We start from the raw sequence: 18,690 nt of genomic DNA on the forward strand, positions 1-18,690 counted from the left end.
GTGTCAGCGACAGGCCGCGGTCAGAACGCGGCAGAGATCGATGTGCAGGCGCGCGACAAGCGGAACGCTCACCAGAGGAGCGGGCGCGGCTGCGGTCTTCATGCGGAGCACGGTAGCACCCCTCCTTCCGGCCGTCATGGGAGTGCGCGGCATCCGGGAAACCGCCGTTCCCCGCCGGTCCCCGCCGGTTCCCTCGGTACATGCCAACGCCCCGCCGGCAGGGCGCATTCCGCGGCGGGGCGTCGTTCAGATCACAGCGGCGGGGGGTGCCGCGGGGCGCGTCAGCTCGCGTCGTCCTCCATGCCCTGGTTGGCGCTGAGCCTGGCCTTGGCGCGCTCCACCTTCGGCGCGAGCTGCTCGGACATCTGGTCCCGCTGGCGCCGCAGCAGCACCAGGCTGAGGGGCGCGGAGACCACGAGCGAGAGCATCGCCAGCCAGAGCGGGTTGGCCGTGCCGAAGGACTCGGGCACCACCCCGACGTAGGCGAGCGCGGCGATCACCAGGAAGCAGCCGACGAAGACGCCGAAGCGGAGCGCGGTGTAGCGCAGCGTCGCCGACCTGGTGGGCACGGCGGTGGCGGGGTCGGTTTCGGTGTCGGCGGTGGCGGTGGTCATCCGCGGTTCCCTGTCGTCCTCGGTGGTCGGCTCGGCGTCCGCGGTGGTCCCCGCGGCGGAGGCGCGTTCGGGGGCGCGCGGCGCGGGCAGCGCGCCGTCCGGCTCCGCGCGCCCCGGCTCCGCGCGCTCGGGAGCCTCGTGCTCCGGCTCCGCGCCCTCCGGCTTCTCGTGCTGCCGTTCGGAACGTTCCTGCTGTGGCATCTCGGTCTCCTCGCGCCTCAACCCAGGGGGAGCCACAGGGTGACGTCGTCCCGGTAGTCGTTCTCCCCGACCCTGATCGCGCCGGGGACCCGCCCCACCTCCTGGTAGCCGCAGGAGGTGTAGAAACGTTCGAGTCCCATGCCGCCGCGGCAGGTCAGCCGGATGCCCATGACCTCGGGGTCGACCGCGCGGGCCGCCGAGGCGGCGGCCGACATCAGCTCCCGGCCCGCGCCGCGCCCCTGCCAGTCGGGGTGGACCATCACGGTCGCCAGCGACAGCCAGTGCCGCATCAGGCGGTGGGTGTTGCGCTGGAGGAACGCGGTGGCCATCGGCCGGCCCCTGTCGTTGGCGCCGATCAGCAGCCGCGTGGTGCCCTCGGCCATGCCGACCAGGTGCTGTCGGAGCGCCGGGCGGACGTCCTCCGGGGTGACGGTGGGGACGAAGCCCACCGCGCCGCCGGCGTTGGTCACGTCGGCCCAGAGCGCGGCGATCCCGTCGGACAGCTCGGCGGTGGGCGCCGGGTCCAGCACGAAGTGCGGCCAGCCCTCCCGGTGGCCGCGCCCGGCGGTCGCGCGGGGCACCGTCGTCGTCTCGCTCATGACCGCACGACCTCAGGCCCGCATCGGCTGCGGCGCGTCGCGGCGGGCCGGGTCCGGGCCCTCGTACTCGCGCAGCACCTCGTAGCGGGTGTTCCGCTCGACGGGCCGGAAGCCGGCGTCCCTGATCAGCTCCAGCAGGTCGTCCCTGGTGAGCTTGTCGGGGGTGCCGAAGTTGTCCGCGTCGTGGGTGATCTTGTACTCGACGACCGAGCCGTCCATGTCGTCGGCGCCGTGCTGGAGCGCGAGCTGGGCGGTGCCCACGCCGTGCATCACCCAGAAGACCTTGACGTGCTGGATGTTGTCGAACAGCAGCCGGGAGACGGCGAACGTGCGCAGCGCCTCGGCGCCGGAGGCCATGGTCGTGCCGGCCTGGAGCCGGTTACGGATCTTGCCGTCCTTCATGTCCACGAAGTCGTGCTGGTAGCGCAGCGGGATGAAGACCTGGAAGCCCCCGGTCTCGTCCTGGAGCTCACGCAGCCGCAGCACGTGGTCCACCCGGTGGCGACGCTCCTCGATGTGGCCGTACAGCATGGTGCAGGGCGTCTTCAGGCCCTTGGAGTGCGCCAGCCGGTGGATCCGCGACCAGTCCTCCCACTGCGTGCGGTGGTCGACGATCTGGCTCCTGATCTCCTCGTCGAAGATCTCGGCGCCGCCACCGGTGAGCGACTCCAGTCCGGCGTCGATCAGTTCGTCGAGGATCTCGGAAGCGTCCATACCCGAGATGCTTTCGAAGTGGTGGATCTCGGTCGCGGTGAACGCCTTGAGCGAGACCTGCTCCGGCAGCGCCTCCTTCAGCGCCCGCAGCGACCTCGGGTAGTACCGCCACGGCAGCGTCGGGTGGAGGCCGTTGACGATGTGCAGCTCGGTGAGGCCGTCGCCCTCCATGGCGTGCGCCAGCTTGACGGCCTCCTCGATGCGCATCGTGTACGCGTCCTTCTCGCCCGGCTTGCGCTGGAACGAGCAGTAGGCGCACGAGGCCGTGCAGACGTTGGTCATGTTCAGATGGCGGTTGACGTTGAAGAAGACGACATCGCCGTTCTTCCGCGTCCGCACCTCGTGCGCGAGGCCGCCGAGCCAGGCGAGGTCGTCCGTCTCGTAGAGGGCGACGCCGTCCTCGCGGGAGAGCCTCTCCCCGGAGAGCGCCTTCTCCTCCAGCTCCCGCTTCAACCCCGCGTCCATCTGCCTGCCTCCCGGGTGCGGTCCGTCCTGTGCGCCGTCTTAGAGGCTACGCCTGCTCGTCCCTGGGCAACTCGCCGACCCTGTTCTCCCACTTCGTGGAGAGCACGATGGTCGAACGCGTCCGGGAGACGCCCTTGGTGCGGGCGAGCCTGCGGATGGTGCGCTCCAGGCCGTCCACGTCCGGGGCGCGCACCTTCAGCATGTAGGAGTCGTCGCCGGCGATGAACCAGCAGTCCTCGATCTCCCCCAGCTCCCGCAACCGCCCCGCGGCCTCCTCGTGGTCGACCGCGTCCGACAGCTGCACCCCGACCAGCGCGGTCACGCCGAGACCCAGCTTGGCGGAGTCGACGGTCGCCCGGTAGCCGGTGATCACGCCGGCCGCCTCCAGGCGGTTGATCCGGTCGGTGACGCTCGGCCCCGACAGCCCGACCAGACGTCCCAACTCGGCGTAGGACGCCCGGCCGTTCTCCCGCAGCGCCTGGATGAGCTGTCTGTCCACGGCGTCCATGCTCGCAGCGTCCTCCTCGTTCCCTGGCGTATCCGGTCGATCGCACAGACGAATCTAAGGCATGGCCCCCCGATCACCTACGAGTGCCCGGCCGAACGGGCCGCGCCCCCCAACTCCCCGCGCCAACGGCGGTAGAGCGCGTGCTCCACGCCCATCGCGTCCAGCGCCCGCCCCGCGACGAAGTCCACCAGCTCCTGGAGGTCGCCCGCACCCGCGTAGAACGCGGGCGACGCCGGCAGCACCACGGCGCCCGCCTCGTCGAGCGCGACCAGCTGCCGCAGGGTCGGGCCGTTCAACGGGGTCTCCCGCACCACGACCACCAGCGGGCGCCGCTCCTTGAGGGTCACGGAGGCCGCCCGCTGCAACAGGTCCTTGGAGAGTCCCAGCGCGACACCGGCGACCGAGGCCGTGGAGGCCGGCACGATCACCATGCCCCTGGCCGGGTACGACCCGGAGGAGGGCCCCGCCGCCAGGTCGCCCGCCGGCCAGTACCGCACCCGGGACAGCTCGGGCGCGAACGCCCCCTCCGTCCCGTCGGCGCCGCGCGAAAGCCACGCAGCCAGGTCGGACTCCCAGTGCCCGTCGCGGAAGGAGACGCCCGTCTCGTCCCGCAGCGTCAACCGCGCCGCGCGGCTCACCACCAGATCGACCGACTCCCCCGCCGCCAGCAGCCCCCGCAGCACCGCCGCCGCGTAGGGCGTCCCCGAGGCGCCCGAGACGCCCACCACCCACGGCCGCCGCCCGGCCCCCGCGCGCCCGTCCGCCGGACCAGCCTCGTTCATGCGTCGAGGCTAACCGGCGCCGCTGACAGCCGCCCTCGACGGGGCATCTTGTCGTACAGGCAACGAGCTGCTTACCGGACGGTGACGCGTCGGCCACAGACGGCGCCCCGCGGGTCACGCCGCGCCGCGGACATGGACACTGGACGCCGAGGCCACCCTCGACCGGTGGGCCCGCGTCCTCGCCCCCTCGGACAGGAGTCCCGACATCAACGACCGCACCCGCCCCCGAACCCGCCTGCGGCGGATCGCCGCGATGGGCGGCGTCGCGCTGCTGGCCACCGGAAGCGCTGCCGCCTGCCAGGTCGCCGAGAGCGCGGAGGCCGGGTTCGCCGTCACCGACTCCATCGACGAGCTGCTGGACCGGCAGGCGATGACCGTCGGCGCCACCCTCGACCTCGGCGCCGACGAGCTGCACGCCTACCTCTCGCGGACCGCGGGGCCCGACGGCCGGCAGCCCACGCCCGAGGAGACCCGGCTCCTGACCGACCTGGAGCTGACGTTCTCCGTGGGCGACCCGGACGAGGAGACCCGGATGCGGGACCTCGCCCCCGAGGACCCGCGCAACAGCTCGTGGACGGTCAACTTCGGCGGCCGGGACGTGCTCGGTCTCAAGCAGGTCGAGGAGGTCACCTACCTCAGGGTGGGCGGTGAGGCCGTCGTCGAGGACGTCTTCGGCGGCGACGAGGCCGCCGTCGCCCGCGCCGAGCGGTTCGCCCAGGACGCCGGCCACCTCCCCGAGTCCCTGGCGGACGCCGCCACCGGGCTGCACGGGGAGTGGGTGGAGGTCGACCCGTTCCAGTACCCGGCCTACGCCGAGGCCCTGGCCCGCTACGGCGGCGTCCCCGCGGGCGCCGCCCGCGCCCTCGCCGCCACCGTCGAGGACGGCGACGCGCTCCTCCAGCCGCGCGACCAGTGGGACCTCGTCGGCCAGCTGCGCGACGCCCTCGCCGACGGCGCGACCACCCACCACGAGGGCGAGGAGCGCGGCGCCGAACGCGTCACCGTGCGGATGACCGCGGCCCAGGCGCGCCAGGCGCTGGACCCGATGCTCGGCCTGATGGAGGAGCAGGTCGAGCGGTACGGGCTGCCGCCGCTGGTCGGCGATCCCGTCGCCGACGACGCCGAGGTCGAGGCGCACCTGGCCATCCGCAACGGCGTGCTCTCCGAGGCGACGTTCGACCTCGGCCAGCTGCACACCGCGGACGCCGGGGCGCTGCCGCTGCGCCTCTCCCTGGCCGGCGGCGCCGCGCTCTCCCTCACCGCGCCCGAGTCCGCCGGCCCGGTCAGCCCCGACGACCTGACCGTCGCGCTGCTCTACCTCGCGGTCCGCGAGGAGGAGCGGAACGAGGACGAGAACCGGGCGGACATCCCCGGTCCGATGCAGCCCTGAGGGGCATAGGGTGCCCGCCATGGACATCGTCAACCCCGCGCTCAACGACTACCTGTTGGACCACGCGACGCCGGCCGACGAGGTGCTGCGCGACCTCGCGGCCGAGACGGCGGCCACCCTGCCAGGGCACCTGAGCATGCAGATCAGCCAGGACGAGGGCGCGCTGCTCACGCTCCTGACGCGGCTGGTCGGCGCGCGCCGCGCGCTGGAGGTCGGCGTCTTCACCGGCTACTCGTCGATCTCCATCGCCCGCGGCCTCGCCCCCGGTGGCACGCTGCTGGCCTGCGACATCAGCGAGGAGTGGACCTCGATCGCCCGCCGCTACTGGCAGCGCGCCGGCCTCGCCGAACGCATCGAGCTGCGGCTGGGCCCGGCCGTCGACACCCTCAAGTCGCTGCCCGACGAGGAGGCGTTCGACCTGGCGTTCATCGACGCCGACAAGGTCGGCTACCCCGTCTACTACGAGGAGACCCTGCGCCGGCTGCGGCCCGGCGGGCTGATCCTCCTCGACAACACGCTGCGCTCCGGACGCGTCGTCGACCCCGAAGCCCAGGACCCGGCCGACCGCGCGATCAGGGAGATCAACGACATCGTCACCGCCGACCCCCGCGTCGAGTCGGTGCTGCTCCCCCTCCGCGACGGCCTCACGCTGGTCCGGAAGAGCGAACGGCCCTGACCGCCGCGCACGCCGCGCCGCCGCGCGGGGACGCGGTCGGGCGGCCGGCGTGCGCTCAGCTCCCGGAGCCGACGACGGCGGTGACGCGGATCTCCACGCGCATCGCGGCGAGGCCGAGGACCGTGACGCCGGTCTCGGTCCAGATCGGCGCGCGTCCGCCGAGGCGGCGGCGGAACTGCTCGGCCATGACCGCGTTGTGGTCCTCGCCGATGACGTCGTCCCCGGGCGCGACCCGGTGGTACGAGTTGACGTGGATGACGTCCTTCCAGGTCGCGCCGACGGTGGCGAGCGTGCGCTCCACGTTGTCGAAGGCCAGGACGATCTCGTCCTCCAGCGCCTCGGGGACGACCAGGTCGTCGTCCACCCCGCCCTGGCCGGAGATCTCCACCCGGTCGCCGACCCGGACGGCCCCACTGTAGCCGAGGGCCTCGTGCAGCTTCTCGCCGAAGCCGGGAGTCACGCCGAAGGTAACGGTGCTCATGATGCTTCCTCTTCCTCACACGGGGGTGCGTGCCCCCCTTCAATGACTTCACGCGTAAAGTGAGACTAGCAAGCGATGACTTCAAGCGCAAAGTGATGGCGCGCGTCGCCCACAGGACGGACAGACCCATGGACAGCACGGGAGGGCCCGTGAGCGGGACGAACACCCACGAGGAAGACGACGAGCCGCGCTGGCTCGACGAGCGGGAGAAGGAGGCGTGGACGGGGCTGGTCTCGCTCGTCCTGCTGCTGCCCGGCAAGCTGGAGTCGCCGCTGCGGCAGGAGCACGGCCTCACCCTGTTCGAGTACCTGGTGCTCAGCCATCTCTCCGAGGCACCGAGCCGCAGGCTGCGGATGGGCGAGCTGGCCTTCCTCGCCAGCGGGTCGCTCTCCCGCCTCTCCAACGTCGTCAAGCGCTGCGAACAGCGCGGCTGGATCGCCAGGGCCCCCGACCCGACCGACGGCCGCTACACCCTCGCCCAGCTCACCGACACGGGCTTCGCGCTCGTGGAGGAGGCCGCCCCCACCCATCTGCGCTCCGTGCGCCGCACCGTCCTCGACGCCCTCAACACGACCGACCAGAAGGCACTCGCCCGCGTCGCCCAGAAGCTCCGCATCGTCCCCGACGACTTCGGCTGACCGCGCGGCGACGGCGACAGGCGGGCGCCCGGGCGCCCGGGCGCGGGGCGCGGGCGGGCACCGACCGGCGCGGGCAAAACGGGCATACGCTGGAACCCATGCCCGAACTACCCGAAGTGGCCGCCCTGCGCGACCTCCTCGACGACCGCCTCGTGGGGCGGACCGTCGCCCGCGCCGTTCCGGTCGCGTTCCACGTGCTGAAGACGTACGACCCGCCGCTGGAGGCGGTCGCCGGCCGGCCCTTCAGCGCCGTCGCGCGGCACGGCAAGTTCCTCGATCTCGTCGTCGACGACGAGATCCACCTCGTGATCCACCTGGCGCGCGCCGGCTGGCTGCGCTGGCGCGCGACCCAGCCGACCGCGCCCCCCAGACCGGGCAAGGGCCCGCTCGCGCTGCGGCTGACGCTGACCGACGGCGCCGGCTTCGACCTGACCGAGGCCGGCACCCAGAAGCGGCTCGCCGTCCACTGCGTGCGCGACCCCGACGAGGTGCCAGGCGTCGCCCGCCTCGGCCCCGACCCGCTCGCCGACGACTTCACGGAGGAGACCCTCGCGGCCCTGCTGCGCGGCCAGCACCACCGCCTCAAGGGCGTGCTGCGCGACCAGAGCGTGCTCGCCGGCGTCGGCAACGCCTACTCCGACGAGATCCTGCACACCGCGCGGATGTCCCCGTTCCAGCTCGCCGACCGCCTGGAAGCCGACGGCGTCGCCCGGCTCTACCGGGCGCTGCGCGAAACGCTCGACGGGGCGGTGGAGCGCGCCAGGGGGCTGGCCGCCGGCGACCTGAAGGCCGAGAAGAAGAGCGGACTGCGGGTCCACGGCCGCACGGGACAGCCGTGCCCGGTGTGCGGCGAGCCCATCAGGGAGGTCGCCTACCGCGACTCCTCCCTCCAGTACTGTCCGCGCTGCCAGACCGGTGGCCGCCCGCTGGCCGACCGGCGCCTCTCCCGCCTGCTGAAGTAGCGCCCCGAAGCCCCCGAAGCCCCGAGCCCCGAGCACCGAGCACCGGCACCCCGACACCACGCCGGCCCGCCACCCCGCCGGCCGGGAGGCGTCAGGCCTCCGCCTCCACCCGCACCCCGTACGACTCCGCGATCTCCGCCAGCCCGCCGGCGAACCCCCGGCTGTTCGCCGAGAACAGCCAGCCGTCGTCGTCCCGCACCAGCTCCCCCACGGTCACCCCCGTGACCCCCGGCGGCCCGTCGGGGAAGCCGTAGCAGAGCAGCTCGGTGCCGTTCTCCGCGTCGAGCAGCCGCAGATGGGGGCGGCCCACCGCCGCCAGGTCGTGCCCGCCGCCCGGCTCCTCCTCGTGCAGCGACAGCGCGAAGACCACCCGCCGCGCCTCCTCACCCAGCTCCGGCAGCAGCACCGTGAACAGCGCCTCCGGGTCGTCCCCCGCCAACGTCACGCCGACGCCCGCCGGCTCCGGGTTGTTGTAGAAGACGAAGTGCTCGTCGGAGAGCACCTGCCCGCCCGCGTCCAGCACCAGCGCGCTGGCGTCCACGTCCATCCCCTCGTCCGCCCGCCAGTCCACGGCCACGGTGAACGCCTCGGCCAGCGGCAGCACGTCGCTCAGCCGCATCCGCTGCCCGGTGGCCAACGGCAGCCGGCCGCCGTCCGGATGCGGGCAGCTGGCCAGCAGCACCGACCGCGGGTCGACCCGCGTCGGCTCGTACACCGCGGGCGCCACCACCGGCTGCGCCGGCAGCAGCACCGTCGCCGCCGCCGCGCTCAGCGACAGCTCCCGCAGCCGGTCGGCGACCTCCGTCGCGCTGGCCGGCCGCGCCTCGGGCCGCTTCTCCAGCATCGCGAGGATCAGCTGGTCCCACGCCGCCGGCACCCCCGCCCTGCGCTCGCCCGGCGGCTGCGGGTCGCTCTCCATCTGCTGCCGCAGCAACTGGTACAACGACGGCCCGCTGAACGGGGGCTGCCCCGTGACCAGCGCGTACAGCACACAGCCCGCCGAGTACAGGTCGCTGCGGAAACCGACCGCACCGCCCTCGATCTGCTCGGGCGACATGTACGAGGGCGTGCCCACCACCACCCCGGTCGAGGTCAGCCGCGCGTGGTCGGTCGACTCGGCCAGCACGGCAGCGATCCCGAAGTCCAGCACCCGGGCCAGCCCGTCGGGGCCGACCATCACGTTGGCCGGCTTCAGGTCCCGGTGCACCACCCCCGACTCGTGCGCCACGGCCAGCGCCCGGCACACCTGCTCGCCCCACCGCGCCACCTCGGCCAGCGGCGGCAGCTCCGTGGCCAGCACCGCCTCCAGCGACCTGCCGTGCAGCCGCTCCATCACCAGATAGAGCACCGACTGGCCCAGGTCGCCGTCGCCGAAGTCCGTCTCCCCCACGTCGTGCACCGTGACGATGAACGGGCTGGAGAGCCCGGCCAGCAGCTTCGCCTCCCGCTCGAACCGCTCCCTGGCCCGCGGATCGCGCCCCACCGCGGAACTACCCACCACCTTGACCGCGACCTGCCGCTCCAGCCGCAGGTCCAACGCCTCCCACACCGTCCCCATGGCGCCCTCGCCCAGCTGCCGCCCCAGCCGATACCGCCCGTCGATGATCCGCTCCCGCGCCACCACGCACCCCCTGCCAGTCACCCGGCCTCGACTCGGTCAGCAACCCCAAAACGCCGCTACCGCTACTTTATTCGGCGGTACGCGCCCGGGCCCACGGCCGAGGGACGGCACTCGTGAGGAACGCGTGCCCGCCGCCGTCACAGCCCGGGCCGGAAGCCCGCCCCCGCGCCGGCCGACAGGCTCCGCCCATCTCCGCCCCCCATCCCCGCCGAACGGATGATCACCCCAGGTCAACGGCGTGCCGACGCGACAAACGGCCCATTGTCAGACCCCCTGGCTACGCTGACCGCAGCGGGATCGGACCGGTCACGCGAAGCCGGCGGAGCCACCCCCGGCCGTCAGGACCCGAGGCAGCCAGGAGCCCGAGATGACCACACCGACCCGAAGCACCGCGGCGCCCGGTGACACGGCCACCGCCCCCCGGCCCGGCGAGCGGGACCTGGAGCGGTACCGGGGCGAGCTGACCGGCTACTGCTACCGGATGCTGGGCTCCGCGTTCGAGGCCGAGGACGCCGTGCAGGAGACCATGGTCCGCGCCTGGCGCTCGCTGGACCGCTTCGAGGGCCGCTCCTCGCTGCGCTCCTGGCTCTACCGCATCGCGACCAACGTCTGCCTCACCATGCTCGGCGGCGCCGGGCGCCGCGCCCGCCCCATGGACCTCACCGAGTCCCAGCCCACCGCCACGGCCACGCTGGGCGCCCCCCTCCCCGAGACCGCCTGGATCGAGCCCATGCCCGACGTCCGCGCCATGCCGGCGCCCGAGGAGCACGCCGAGACCCGCGAGTCGATCCGCCTCGCCTTCGTCGCCGCCCTCCAGCACCTCGCCCCCCGCCAACGCGCCGTGCTGATCCTGCGCGAGGTGCTCAGCTGGCGCGCCGCCGAGGTCGCCGAGCTGCTCGGCACCACCGTCGCCTCGGTCAACAGCGCCCTCCAGCGCGCCCGCGCCACCCTCGCCAGCACCGGCGTCACCGAGTCCGGCCCGAGCGAGCCGCTCAGCGAGGAGCACCGGGCGCTGCTGACCCGCTATCTGGACGCCTTCGAGCGCTACGACATGGACGCGTTGACCGCGCTTCTCGCCGAGGACGCCACCCTGTCCATGCCGCCGTACTCCCTGTGGATGCGCGGCCCCTCCGACATAGCCGACTGGATGCTCGGCCAGGGCAGCGACTGCGAGGGCTCCCGGCTGGTCCCCACCCGGGCCAACGACTGCGGCGCGTTCGGCCAGTACCGCGAGGACCCGGCCGGCGGCTGGTCCCCGTGGGCACTCCAGGTCATAGAGATCTCAGGGGGGCGGATCACGGGCATCAACGCGTTCCTCGACACCGCGCGGCTCTTTCCCCTCTTCGGCCTGCCCGACCACCTCCCCGAGCCCGAGCAGCCCCAGAAGCCCGAGTAGGCGCGCGTCGATCCGCGCGAAGCGCGGCTCACAGCCGAGCCGCCGCGCGGTGAGCGCCAGGCGCGCGACCGCCTCCACCGCGTCCGGCCCCGGCCCGCCGAGCCCCCGCGCGTCCAGCGTCACCACCCGCGCGCCGCGCGCCCACACCAGATCCGCCAGGCGCTCACACAACTCCGGCACGTCCGCACGTCGCACCGGACCCTCGACCACGAACTCCACATCACCCATCCCCGCGCTCCCTTCACGACATCAGGACCCGCCCCGCGCGCCGAACTCATCGGGCCACCGCCCGCCGAGCCGCACGGCGCCCCGGCACGGCCCGACACGCCCCGCCACAAGGCCCGTTGACGCCCCGTTGACCAGCCGCTCGGCCCCGTACCCCGGCCTCCCACGCCCCCTCCGCACCGACGACCCCACCGCCCGACCGCCGGCGCGCTCCCGAGCGCCCCGACACTCCATCACGCGCCGGAGGCGCGGCACTTACCCTCCCCGGGAGATCAACTCCGCTGTGAGGGGGCGGAACGTCAGTGGAGGGCGCTAACGTCATGTGAGGAGGTAATAGACTCGCTGCTGTTGAGGGGGCGCGAACATGAGTTACGGCGACGACTACGACGACGCACGCGCCGGAAGTGTCCCCGCCCAGACGAGAACGCGCCTGCCCGACCAGCCGTCCTCACAGGACCGCAGGCCCCCGTCCTCCCCCGGCCGCAACATGATCACCATCGTCGCCGTCGTCGTCCTCCTCGTCGCCGCGATCGTCTTCGCCAACCAGGCCCGCGACGGCGACCGGGACTCCTCGGGCGACGGCTCCGACGGCCCCCGCGCCCAGGCCACCGCCCCCACCGGCGAGTTGCCCGTCGAAGGCGCCACCAACGGCATCCCCTCCGGCTTCGCCCAGACCGAGCAGGGCGCCCAGAGCGCCGCCGCCAACTACGCGGTCGCGCTCGGCGGCACCGGCATGTTCAACGCGACGGAGCGCGACGCGATCGTCGGCACCATCAGCTCCGAGCAGACCCGCGACGAGCTGCTGGAGTCCCTCGCCGCCGAGTACGGCGGGCTCAACGAGTCCGTCGGCCTGGACGCCGACGGCGCCGCCCCCGAGGGCAGCACGTTCGTCAACCGCACCCTGCCCATCGGCAGCACCACCGAGTCCTACTCCGCCACCACGGCCGAGATCTCCGTCTGGTGCGCCGGCCTCTTCGGACTCGCGGGACTCGACTCGCAGAGCCCGGTGCGCACCAGCTGGTTCACCATGCGGCTGACCCTCACCTGGGAGGACTCGGACTGGAAGGTGATCACCACCGAGCAGACCGAGGGCCCCACCCCCGTCAACGGCGACAACCGGATCTCCGGCGCCGAGGAGATCGCCGAAGCCATCGAGGAGTTCGGGGGGTTCACCTATGCGCGCTGACCCACGGCGCCGCCTGACCGCACTGACCCTGGGCCCGGCGGCCCTGCTGACCGCCGGCCTGGTCACCGCGCCGGGCGCCCGCGCCGACGAGGACGACGAGGGCAACGAGGGCAACGCGGACTGCGAGCTGATCTCCGGCGGCGCCAGGGACCTCTGCGAGGGCGGCACCGAGACCGGCGACAACGGCGGCGGCTCCTCCGTCAGCGACTCCCTCGACCCGATCTCCGGCATCGCCCGCAGCTTCGCCGACGCCGCTGCCTGGCTCGTCGGCGAGCTGTCCGAGCTGGTCTCCGCGACCACCAACGTCGACTTCACCAACGCCTCCTTCCTCCGCCAGTACGCCGTCGTCTTCGCCGCCTCCACCGTCCTCACGCTGGTCCTGTGGCTGCTGGCCATCGTCAAGCGCGCCATCCGCGGCGTGCCCCTGACGACGGCGCTCTCCGAGGCCATCGGATTCCTCTGGCTCACCGTGATGGCCTCCGCCTTCACCCCCCTGATCCTCTATGTCGTCGTCTCGGCGACGGACGGCGTCTCGGAGGCGATCGTCGCCGGCACGGGGGACAACTCCGAGGCGTTCTTCGGCGAGTTCGCCGCCGCCCTGGAGTCCGGCGAGGAGATCGGCGGCGGCCCGATCATGCTGATCGTCGTCTCCCTGATCTCCATCCTGGCCGCCGGCGTCCTCTCCCTCGAACTCATCATCAGGGCCGCCATGCTCTACGTCGGCGCCCTCCTCGGCACCGCCGTCTACGCCGGCCTCGTCGACAAGAACCTCTGGGGCCACGTCCGCGGCTGGGCCGGCATCATGATCGCGATCATCCTGATCAAGCCGGTCATCGTGATCGTTCTCGGCCTCGCCTCCGCCCTCACCACGGACGACGGACCGACCGCCACCTCCGCGATCGTCTCCGGGCTCGCCATCATCCTGCTGGCGATCTTCGCCTCCGCGATGATCTACCGCTTCGTCCCCGGCTTCGGCGACGAGATCGTCAGCCACCGCGCCGCGCGCAGCGACACCTCAAGCCGCGCCGCCAAGGCCGCCATCTCCACCCCGGCCACGACCCTGCGCCAGGGCATGAGCACCCACGGCACCCGCGAGGGCGGCGGTGCCTCCGGCGGCGGGCAGGCCGGCGGAGGCCAGGGCGCGGCCCGCCCCTCCAACCCCCTGGCCGGCGGAGTCGCCGCGCACGGTACCCGTTCCGGCCAATCCGGGCCATCATCGTCCTCGGGAGCAGGCAACCGCCAGGCCAGTCCAGGGAATCGAGGGGATAGCCGGTGACCGCCCCACCGCAGACGCTCACCAGACGCCGCACCTATCTGATCGGCCGCGCCCGGCCCCAGGCCCTCGTCGGGAAGAACCGCGAGACGGGCGAGATCGCGATGATCGTCGTCGGCGCCTTCCTCGGCATGATGAGCGGACTCCTCATCCCGGTGCTCAGCGCCCGCATCGTCGGCCTCGTCGGCTTCCCCATGGTCGCCCTGGCCGCGGTCTACGTCCCGTACAACGGCCGCACGTTCTACAGGTGGTTCGAGATCAACCGTTCCTTCCGCCGCCTCCAGCGCCGCGGCGCCAGATACCAGTCCGCCGCCGCCGAGGCCGGCACCCTGATCGACGGGCGCGAGATCGAGATCGGCGCGCCCCCCGGCGTGGGCCGGGTGCACTGGCTGACCGCGCCGTTCGGCCCCGACGAGCTGGCCGTGCTGCTGCACACCGACCGCCGCACCATCACCACGGCCATCGAGATCGAGGGCCCCGGCGTCGGCCTGCGCGACAGCGAGGACCAGGAGGCGCTCGTCGAGCGCTTCGGCACCCTCCTCAAGCACGTCGCCAACGGCGACGGCCACGTCACCCGCCTCCAGATGCTGGCCCGCACCCTGCCGGCCGACCCCGACGCCCACGCCAACGACGTGCTCGAACGCGGCGCCGCCAACTCCCCCGCCTGGATCCAGGACTCCTACGACCAGCTCCAGTCCATGGTCTCCACCTCCAGCGAGCAGCACCGCGCCTACCTCGTCGCCTGCATGCACCACTCGCGCGAGCTGAGCAACGAGGCCAGCTCCATCGTCAAGGCGTCCAAGACACAGCGCGGCCAGCGCCGGCTCTCCCAGGACGAGGCCCTCGCGATCGTCATGGCACGGGAACTGACCGACATCTGCGCGCGCCTGACCGAAGCCGACATCAGGGTCCGTCAGCCCCTCGGCGAGGCCCGCCTCTCCTCCCTGATCCACTCCATGTACGACCCGGACCACCCCATCGACCACATCCAGGCCATGTCCAAGCGCAACGCCTGGCCGGCCGAGCTGGACGCCCGCGAGCCCACCTACCTCCAGGCCAAGACCCGCGAGTCCGGCACCCGCGACCCCTGGTGCCACTCCACCGCCTGGGTCAAGGAGTGGCCGCTCACCCCCGTCGGCGTCAACTTCCTGGCCCCCCTGCTGGTCCACACCCCGGACGTGATCCGCACCGTGGCCGTCTGCATGGACCTGGAGCCCACCGAGCTGGCCATCGAGCGGATGCTCACGGAGAAGACCAACGACGAGGCCGAGGCGTCCCGCGCCGCCAAGATGAACCGCACCGTCGACCCCCGTGACGTCGCCGCGCACAGCCGCGTCGACCAGCGCGGCGACGACCTCGCCTCCGGCGCCGCCGGCGTCAACCTCGTCGGCTACATCACGGTCTCCTCCCCCAACCCCGAGACCCTCGCCCGCGACAAGCGCACCATCCGCGCCTCCGCCGGCAAGTCCTACCTCAAGCTCGAATGGTGCGACCGCGAGCACCACCGCGCCTTCGTCAACACCCTCCCCTTCGCCACCGGGATCAGGCGGTGACCCTGACCGAGCCACCGCTCTCCCCCCGCTGAGCCCCCCGCCTACCCCGACCACCCCGACGAACCCGCCGCCCGACCACGGCGGGTCCGCACGGTGAAGGAGGTGCCACCATGCCACCCCGTGACCCCATGACCGCTCTCACCGAGGCGTTCACCAGCCTGCTCTTCGGCAGAACGGAGAGCACCCGGCTCCCGGTGCGCACCTCGACCGGACAGGCCCAGGCCGTCTACCTCCCCACCGCCGCCCCCGGTCTCGGCGACTCCGGCGTGATCATCGGACGGGAGGTGTACTCCGGCAAGGGGTATATCTATGACCCCTTCCAGCTCTACGGTCAGCAGCTGCCCGCCCCCCACTGGCTGGTCCTCGGCGAGTCAGGCAACGGCAAGTCCGCCCTGGAGAAGACCTACGTCCTGCGCCAGCTCCGCTTCCGCGACCGCCAGGTCGTGGTCCTCGACGCCCAGGGCGAGGACGGCGTCGGCGAGTGGAACCTGATCGCCCAGCAGCTCGGCATCACCCCCATCCGGCTCGACCCGATGGCCGCCCTCGACGACGACGTGCGGCTCAACCCGCTGGACCCGGCGATCACCACCACGGGACAGCTCGCGCTGCTCCGCACCATCATCGAGGTCGCGCTCGGCCGCCCGTTGGACGAACGTTCCGGCTTCGCCCTCAAGGTGGCGCACGCCTACGTCAACCAGACCATGGTCGACCGCCAGCCCATCCTCACCGACATCGTCGAACGCCTCCGCCACCCCATGCCGGAGGCCGCCGACGCGATGAACGTCGCCCTGGAGGACGTCCGCGCCTGGGGCCTGGACGTCGCCCTCGTCCTCGACCGGCTCGTCGACGGCGACCTGCGCGGCATGTTCGACGGCCCGACCACGGTCGGCATCGACCTCGACGCCCCGCTGATCGTCTTCGACCTCTCGCACATCGACCGCAACTCCATCGCCATGCCGATCCTCATGGCCATCGTCGGCATCTGGCTGGAGCACACCTGGATCAGGCCCGACCGCCGCAAACGGATCTTCCTCGTCGAGGAGGCCTGGCACATCATCAACTCCCCGTCCGTGGCCCAGCTCTTCCAGCGCCTGCTGAAGTTCGGCCGCCGGCTCGGACTCTCCTTCGTCGCCGTCGTCCACCACCTCTCCGACGTGGTCGACGGCGCCGCGGCCAAGGAGGCCGCCGCCATCCTCAAGATGGCCTCCACCCGCACCGTCTACGCCCAGAAGACCGACGAGGCCAGATCCACCGGCCAGGTACTCGGCCTGCCCCGCTGGGCCGTCGAGATCATCCCCACCCTCACCCCCGGCATGGCCGTCTGGGACGTCAACGGCAACGTCCAGGTCGTCAAGCACCTGGTCACCGAAGCCGAACGCCCCCTGGTCTTCACCGACCGCGCCATGACCGAGTCCTCCGTCTCGCGGGCCTCCGAGGAGCCGGAGGGCGTCGACGACCTCCTCGAAGCGGAGACGGAGGCGAGGGTGATGTCCTTCGAGAAGCGCCAGGGAGTCGGGTAGTCCCCCATGTCGCAGCACCACCAGCCCCTCGGCCCCACCGGACCCTCCCGACGCGGCGGCGGGATCTCCGACACCCTGCTCGTCGGCCTGCTGGGAGTGACGCTCGCGCTGGCCGTCCTCACCTGGACGGCCACCGGGCTCGGCGGCTGGCTCCGCCACGGCTCCTGGCCCGAGGGCGTCACCTTCCTCAACGTCGGCCGCGCCCTCCGCGGGCTGCTCACCGACCCCGGCGACATCCCCGGCGCCTGGGCCGACGCCCCGCCCGAGGCGCTGCCCAGCGCCACCCTCGTCTGGGGCACGTTCCTCCTCCAGCTGGTGGTGCTCTTCTCCCTCGCGCTCTTCGTCTCGATCCGCGTCACCACCTGGCGTGCCCGCCGAGCCGCCCGCCGGATCGCCGACGAGCTGCCGCCGGAGCCCGAGCCCCACGCCCCGTTCGAGACGGCCCCGGTGGACCCGGTCCCGTCACCGCCGGCGCCGGCCGTCCCGGTCCACCAGACGGCTCCGCCGCCGCCGCGCGCCGACCCGGTCGGCGAGGTACTCGACGCCCCGGGCGGGCTGGTCGTCGTCGACCCGGACGGCAGTCTGTGGACGCGGACGGCGAAGCAACGCGGCAGGCGCGGCCCGCTGCACGTCTACGACCCCGGCCATCTCACCGAGGCGCCGGTGCGGCTGCGCTGGGCCCCGCACCGCGGCTGCGAGCGGATGCCGACGGCCCGCCGCCGTGCCGAGCGCCTGCTGGCGCCGGTGCGCCCCGCCGAGCCGATCTTCCAACTCGACGCGGAGACCGCGGAGACCCTCCTCCGCTGCTGTCTGCACGCGGCGGCCCTCGCCGGCGAGCCCTTCCAGCACATCCCGCGCTGGGCGCAGGGGCGTTCCCTCGGTGAGCCGGGACGCGTCCTGCGCACCCATCCCCAGGCGGCCGGCGGCGCGGTGATGGAGCTGGAGAGCGCCCTCACCGCCCACCCGGGGCGCAGGGACGCGGCACTGAAGCTGATCGGCGACGCCCTGCGCCCCCTGGAGCAGGTGCACATCCGTCAGTCCTGCTCGCCGGGGCGGGTCGACGCGCTGGCCCTGGACAATCTCACCCACGAGACCGGCACGCTCTATGTCGTCGGGGACGCCCGTGAGACGGCCGGGTTGCGCGGCGCCCTGCTGGACGCGGTCGCCGAGACCCAGCCGGAGCTGGCGGTGGTGGGCGAAGCGCCCTCCGCTCAGGGGCGCCGGTAGACCAGTTCGTGGGCGACCAGCCCGGGGTCTCTGGGGTCGGGCGCCGAGGCGCCGGTAGGGCGGAAGCCGAGGTTCTCGTAGAACCGGGCGGCCCGCGCGTTGTGTTGGTGGACCCGCAGTCGGACCTCGCGGCCGTCGGCCTCGTCGATCGCGGCCCGCATCAGCTGCCCGGCGACTCCGGTGCCCCGGTGCTCGGGGTGGATGTAGACGCCGACGACCTCGACATGGTCCCCGAGTCCGTGGACTCCGACCATCCCCACCCAGCTGCCGTCCTCGGCCTCGCCGACGAGAATGGTGCGCTCGTTGTCGGAGGCCCGCCCCTCCCATTCCTGACGGCCGAGGCGCACGGCCTCCTCGTAGGGTTCGAAGAACGCCAGATGCGCGACCGGATCGCGCAGCGCGGCGAGCCGCAGCTCCCGTAGCCGTTCCCAGTCCGCCCGCCTGGCCCGCCGCACCTGGTACGTCATGTGGTGATGCTGTCACCGGCGGGTTGCGGGCGCAACAAAAAGAGGGAGGGTTTCGCCGGAATCGGAATTCCGACGAAACCCTCCCTCATATTCAAATAATTGTCCGGCGGCGTCCTACTCTCCCACACGGTCCCCCATGCAGTACCATCGGCGCTGAAGAGCTTAGCTTCCGGGTTCGGAATGTAACCGGGC

General features: G+C 72.9%; 18 protein-coding genes and 1 rRNA gene. 10 read left to right on the forward strand and 9 right to left on the reverse strand.

Going from position 1 to position 18,690, the window contains the following annotated elements:
* Window positions 1-281: 281 nt before the first annotated feature.
* The 5 genes from FH715_RS29480 to FH715_RS26995 all read right to left on the reverse strand — a co-directional run bounded on the left by FH715_RS29480 (window position 282) and on the right by FH715_RS26995 (window position 3,883).
* On the reverse strand, window positions 282-815 hold the full coding sequence (locus FH715_RS29480; protein WP_342782197.1) for a DUF4229 domain-containing protein: 534 nt from the start codon (window positions 813-815) through the stop codon (window positions 282-284).
* 17 nt (window positions 816-832) lie between these two features.
* Window positions 833-1,414, reverse strand: coding sequence for a GNAT family N-acetyltransferase (locus tag FH715_RS26980; protein ID WP_139649930.1), 582 nt, complete (start codon window positions 1,412-1,414; stop codon window positions 833-835).
* Between the two features lie 12 nt (window positions 1,415-1,426).
* Window positions 1,427-2,593, reverse strand: coding sequence for an aminofutalosine synthase MqnE (gene mqnE / locus FH715_RS26985; RefSeq protein ID WP_139649932.1), 1,167 nt, complete (start codon window positions 2,591-2,593; stop codon window positions 1,427-1,429).
* 46 nt (window positions 2,594-2,639) lie between these two features.
* The gene (locus FH715_RS26990; RefSeq protein WP_139649934.1) at window positions 2,640-3,101 is read right to left on the reverse strand and encodes an Lrp/AsnC family transcriptional regulator; all 462 of its coding nucleotides are present in this window, start codon (window positions 3,099-3,101) and stop codon (window positions 2,640-2,642) included.
* Between the two features lie 77 nt (window positions 3,102-3,178).
* On the reverse strand, window positions 3,179-3,883 hold the full coding sequence (locus FH715_RS26995) for a UbiX family flavin prenyltransferase (RefSeq protein ID WP_139649936.1): 705 nt from the start codon (window positions 3,881-3,883) through the stop codon (window positions 3,179-3,181).
* Window positions 3,884-4,136: 253 nt separating this feature from the next.
* On the opposite strand from FH715_RS26995, the gene FH715_RS27000 reads away from it, so the two are divergent.
* A complete protein-coding gene (locus FH715_RS27000; protein WP_139649938.1) occupies window positions 4,137-5,273 on the forward strand; it encodes a hypothetical protein in 1,137 nt (378 codons plus the stop codon).
* 19 nt (window positions 5,274-5,292) lie between these two features.
* Window positions 5,293-5,949: an O-methyltransferase gene (locus tag FH715_RS27005; RefSeq protein ID WP_139649940.1), complete on the forward strand. Its 657-nt coding sequence runs from the start codon at window positions 5,293-5,295 to the stop codon at window positions 5,947-5,949.
* Between the two features lie 55 nt (window positions 5,950-6,004).
* Here the strand turns inward: FH715_RS27005 and FH715_RS27010 are convergent, their stop codons facing one another.
* Window positions 6,005-6,430 carry a Rid family hydrolase gene (locus FH715_RS27010; protein ID WP_139649942.1) on the reverse strand — a complete coding sequence of 142 codons (426 nt, stop codon included), beginning with the start codon at window positions 6,428-6,430 and terminating at the stop codon, window positions 6,005-6,007.
* Between the two features lie 128 nt (window positions 6,431-6,558).
* On the opposite strand from FH715_RS27010, the gene FH715_RS27015 reads away from it, so the two are divergent.
* Both FH715_RS27015 and FH715_RS27020 read left to right on the forward strand, forming a co-directional pair.
* Window positions 6,559-7,068 carry a MarR family winged helix-turn-helix transcriptional regulator gene (locus tag FH715_RS27015; protein ID WP_139649945.1) on the forward strand — a complete coding sequence of 170 codons (510 nt, stop codon included), beginning with the start codon at window positions 6,559-6,561 and terminating at the stop codon, window positions 7,066-7,068.
* 98 nt (window positions 7,069-7,166) lie between these two features.
* Window positions 7,167-8,030: an Fpg/Nei family DNA glycosylase gene (locus tag FH715_RS27020; RefSeq protein ID WP_139649947.1), complete on the forward strand. Its 864-nt coding sequence runs from the start codon at window positions 7,167-7,169 to the stop codon at window positions 8,028-8,030.
* Window positions 8,031-8,121: 91 nt separating this feature from the next.
* Here the strand turns inward: FH715_RS27020 and FH715_RS27025 are convergent, their stop codons facing one another.
* On the reverse strand, window positions 8,122-9,672 hold the full coding sequence (locus tag FH715_RS27025) for a protein kinase domain-containing protein (RefSeq protein WP_139649948.1): 1,551 nt from the start codon (window positions 9,670-9,672) through the stop codon (window positions 8,122-8,124).
* A 346-nt stretch (window positions 9,673-10,018) separates the two neighbouring features.
* On the opposite strand from FH715_RS27025, the gene FH715_RS27030 reads away from it, so the two are divergent.
* The 6 genes from FH715_RS27030 to FH715_RS27060 all read left to right on the forward strand — a co-directional run bounded on the left by FH715_RS27030 (window position 10,019) and on the right by FH715_RS27060 (window position 18,031).
* Entirely contained in the window at window positions 10,019-11,047 is a 1,029-nt protein-coding gene (locus tag FH715_RS27030; RefSeq protein WP_139649950.1) for a sigma-70 family RNA polymerase sigma factor, read from the forward strand.
* Between the two features lie 589 nt (window positions 11,048-11,636).
* On the forward strand, window positions 11,637-12,458 hold the full coding sequence (locus FH715_RS27040) for a DUF8175 domain-containg protein (protein ID WP_139649955.1): 822 nt from the start codon (window positions 11,637-11,639) through the stop codon (window positions 12,456-12,458).
* Window positions 12,448-13,734: a hypothetical protein gene (locus FH715_RS27045; RefSeq protein ID WP_139649957.1), complete on the forward strand. Its 1,287-nt coding sequence runs from the start codon at window positions 12,448-12,450 to the stop codon at window positions 13,732-13,734. The genes FH715_RS27040 and FH715_RS27045 overlap by 11 nt, the downstream gene beginning before the upstream one ends.
* The gene (locus FH715_RS27050; protein WP_139649959.1) at window positions 13,731-15,284 is read left to right on the forward strand and encodes an SCO6880 family protein; all 1,554 of its coding nucleotides are present in this window, start codon (window positions 13,731-13,733) and stop codon (window positions 15,282-15,284) included. Before FH715_RS27045 ends, FH715_RS27050 begins: the two co-directional genes overlap by 4 nt.
* 110 nt (window positions 15,285-15,394) lie before the next feature.
* Window positions 15,395-16,804 carry an ATP-binding protein gene (locus FH715_RS27055; protein ID WP_139649960.1) on the forward strand — a complete coding sequence of 470 codons (1,410 nt, stop codon included), beginning with the start codon at window positions 15,395-15,397 and terminating at the stop codon, window positions 16,802-16,804.
* Between the two features lie 6 nt (window positions 16,805-16,810).
* Window positions 16,811-18,031 (forward strand): type VI secretion protein, encoded by a 1,221-nt coding sequence (locus tag FH715_RS27060; RefSeq protein ID WP_139649963.1) that lies wholly within the window; start codon window positions 16,811-16,813, stop codon window positions 18,029-18,031.
* Here FH715_RS27060 and FH715_RS27065 read toward each other — a convergent pair.
* Entirely contained in the window at window positions 18,016-18,498 is a 483-nt protein-coding gene (locus tag FH715_RS27065) for a GNAT family N-acetyltransferase (RefSeq protein ID WP_139649965.1), read from the reverse strand. The two genes, FH715_RS27060 and FH715_RS27065, sit on opposite strands and share 16 nt — an antisense overlap.
* Before the next feature lie 101 nt (window positions 18,499-18,599).
* Window positions 18,600-18,690: ribosomal RNA gene (gene rrf, locus FH715_RS27070) — 5S ribosomal RNA — on the reverse strand; the annotation flags it as partial.

The sequence above is a fragment of the Streptomyces sedi genome (assembly GCF_006335015.1).
GTDB lineage: Bacteria > Actinomycetota > Actinomycetes > Streptomycetales > Streptomycetaceae > Streptomyces > Streptomyces sedi.

Excerpts from the sequence above, each read along its gene's own strand:
- FH715_RS29480 (WP_342782197.1), bottom strand. The coding sequence starts at position 815 with ATGCCACAGCAGGAACGTTCCGAACGGCAGCACGAGAAGCCGGAGGGC.
- FH715_RS26980 (WP_139649930.1), bottom strand. The coding sequence starts at position 1,414 with ATGAGCGAGACGACGACGGTGCCCCGCGCGACCGCCGGGCGCGGCCAC.
- mqnE (WP_139649932.1), bottom strand. The coding sequence starts at position 2,593 with ATGGACGCGGGGTTGAAGCGGGAGCTGGAGGAGAAGGCGCTCTCCGGG.
- FH715_RS26990 (WP_139649934.1), bottom strand. The coding sequence starts at position 3,101 with ATGGACGCCGTGGACAGACAGCTCATCCAGGCGCTGCGGGAGAACGGC.
- FH715_RS26995 (WP_139649936.1), bottom strand. The coding sequence starts at position 3,883 with ATGAACGAGGCTGGTCCGGCGGACGGGCGCGCGGGGGCCGGGCGGCGG.
- FH715_RS27000 (WP_139649938.1), top strand. The coding sequence starts at position 4,137 with ATGGGCGGCGTCGCGCTGCTGGCCACCGGAAGCGCTGCCGCCTGCCAG.
- FH715_RS27005 (WP_139649940.1), top strand. The coding sequence starts at position 5,293 with ATGGACATCGTCAACCCCGCGCTCAACGACTACCTGTTGGACCACGCG.
- FH715_RS27010 (WP_139649942.1), bottom strand. The coding sequence starts at position 6,430 with ATGAGCACCGTTACCTTCGGCGTGACTCCCGGCTTCGGCGAGAAGCTG.
- FH715_RS27015 (WP_139649945.1), top strand. The coding sequence starts at position 6,559 with ATGGACAGCACGGGAGGGCCCGTGAGCGGGACGAACACCCACGAGGAA.
- FH715_RS27020 (WP_139649947.1), top strand. The coding sequence starts at position 7,167 with ATGCCCGAACTACCCGAAGTGGCCGCCCTGCGCGACCTCCTCGACGAC.
- FH715_RS27030 (WP_139649950.1), top strand. The coding sequence starts at position 10,019 with ATGACCACACCGACCCGAAGCACCGCGGCGCCCGGTGACACGGCCACC.
- FH715_RS27040 (WP_139649955.1), top strand. The coding sequence starts at position 11,637 with ATGAGTTACGGCGACGACTACGACGACGCACGCGCCGGAAGTGTCCCC.
- FH715_RS27045 (WP_139649957.1), top strand. The coding sequence starts at position 12,448 with ATGCGCGCTGACCCACGGCGCCGCCTGACCGCACTGACCCTGGGCCCG.
- FH715_RS27055 (WP_139649960.1), top strand. The coding sequence starts at position 15,395 with ATGCCACCCCGTGACCCCATGACCGCTCTCACCGAGGCGTTCACCAGC.
- FH715_RS27060 (WP_139649963.1), top strand. The coding sequence starts at position 16,811 with ATGTCGCAGCACCACCAGCCCCTCGGCCCCACCGGACCCTCCCGACGC.
- FH715_RS27065 (WP_139649965.1), bottom strand. The coding sequence starts at position 18,498 with ATGACGTACCAGGTGCGGCGGGCCAGGCGGGCGGACTGGGAACGGCTA.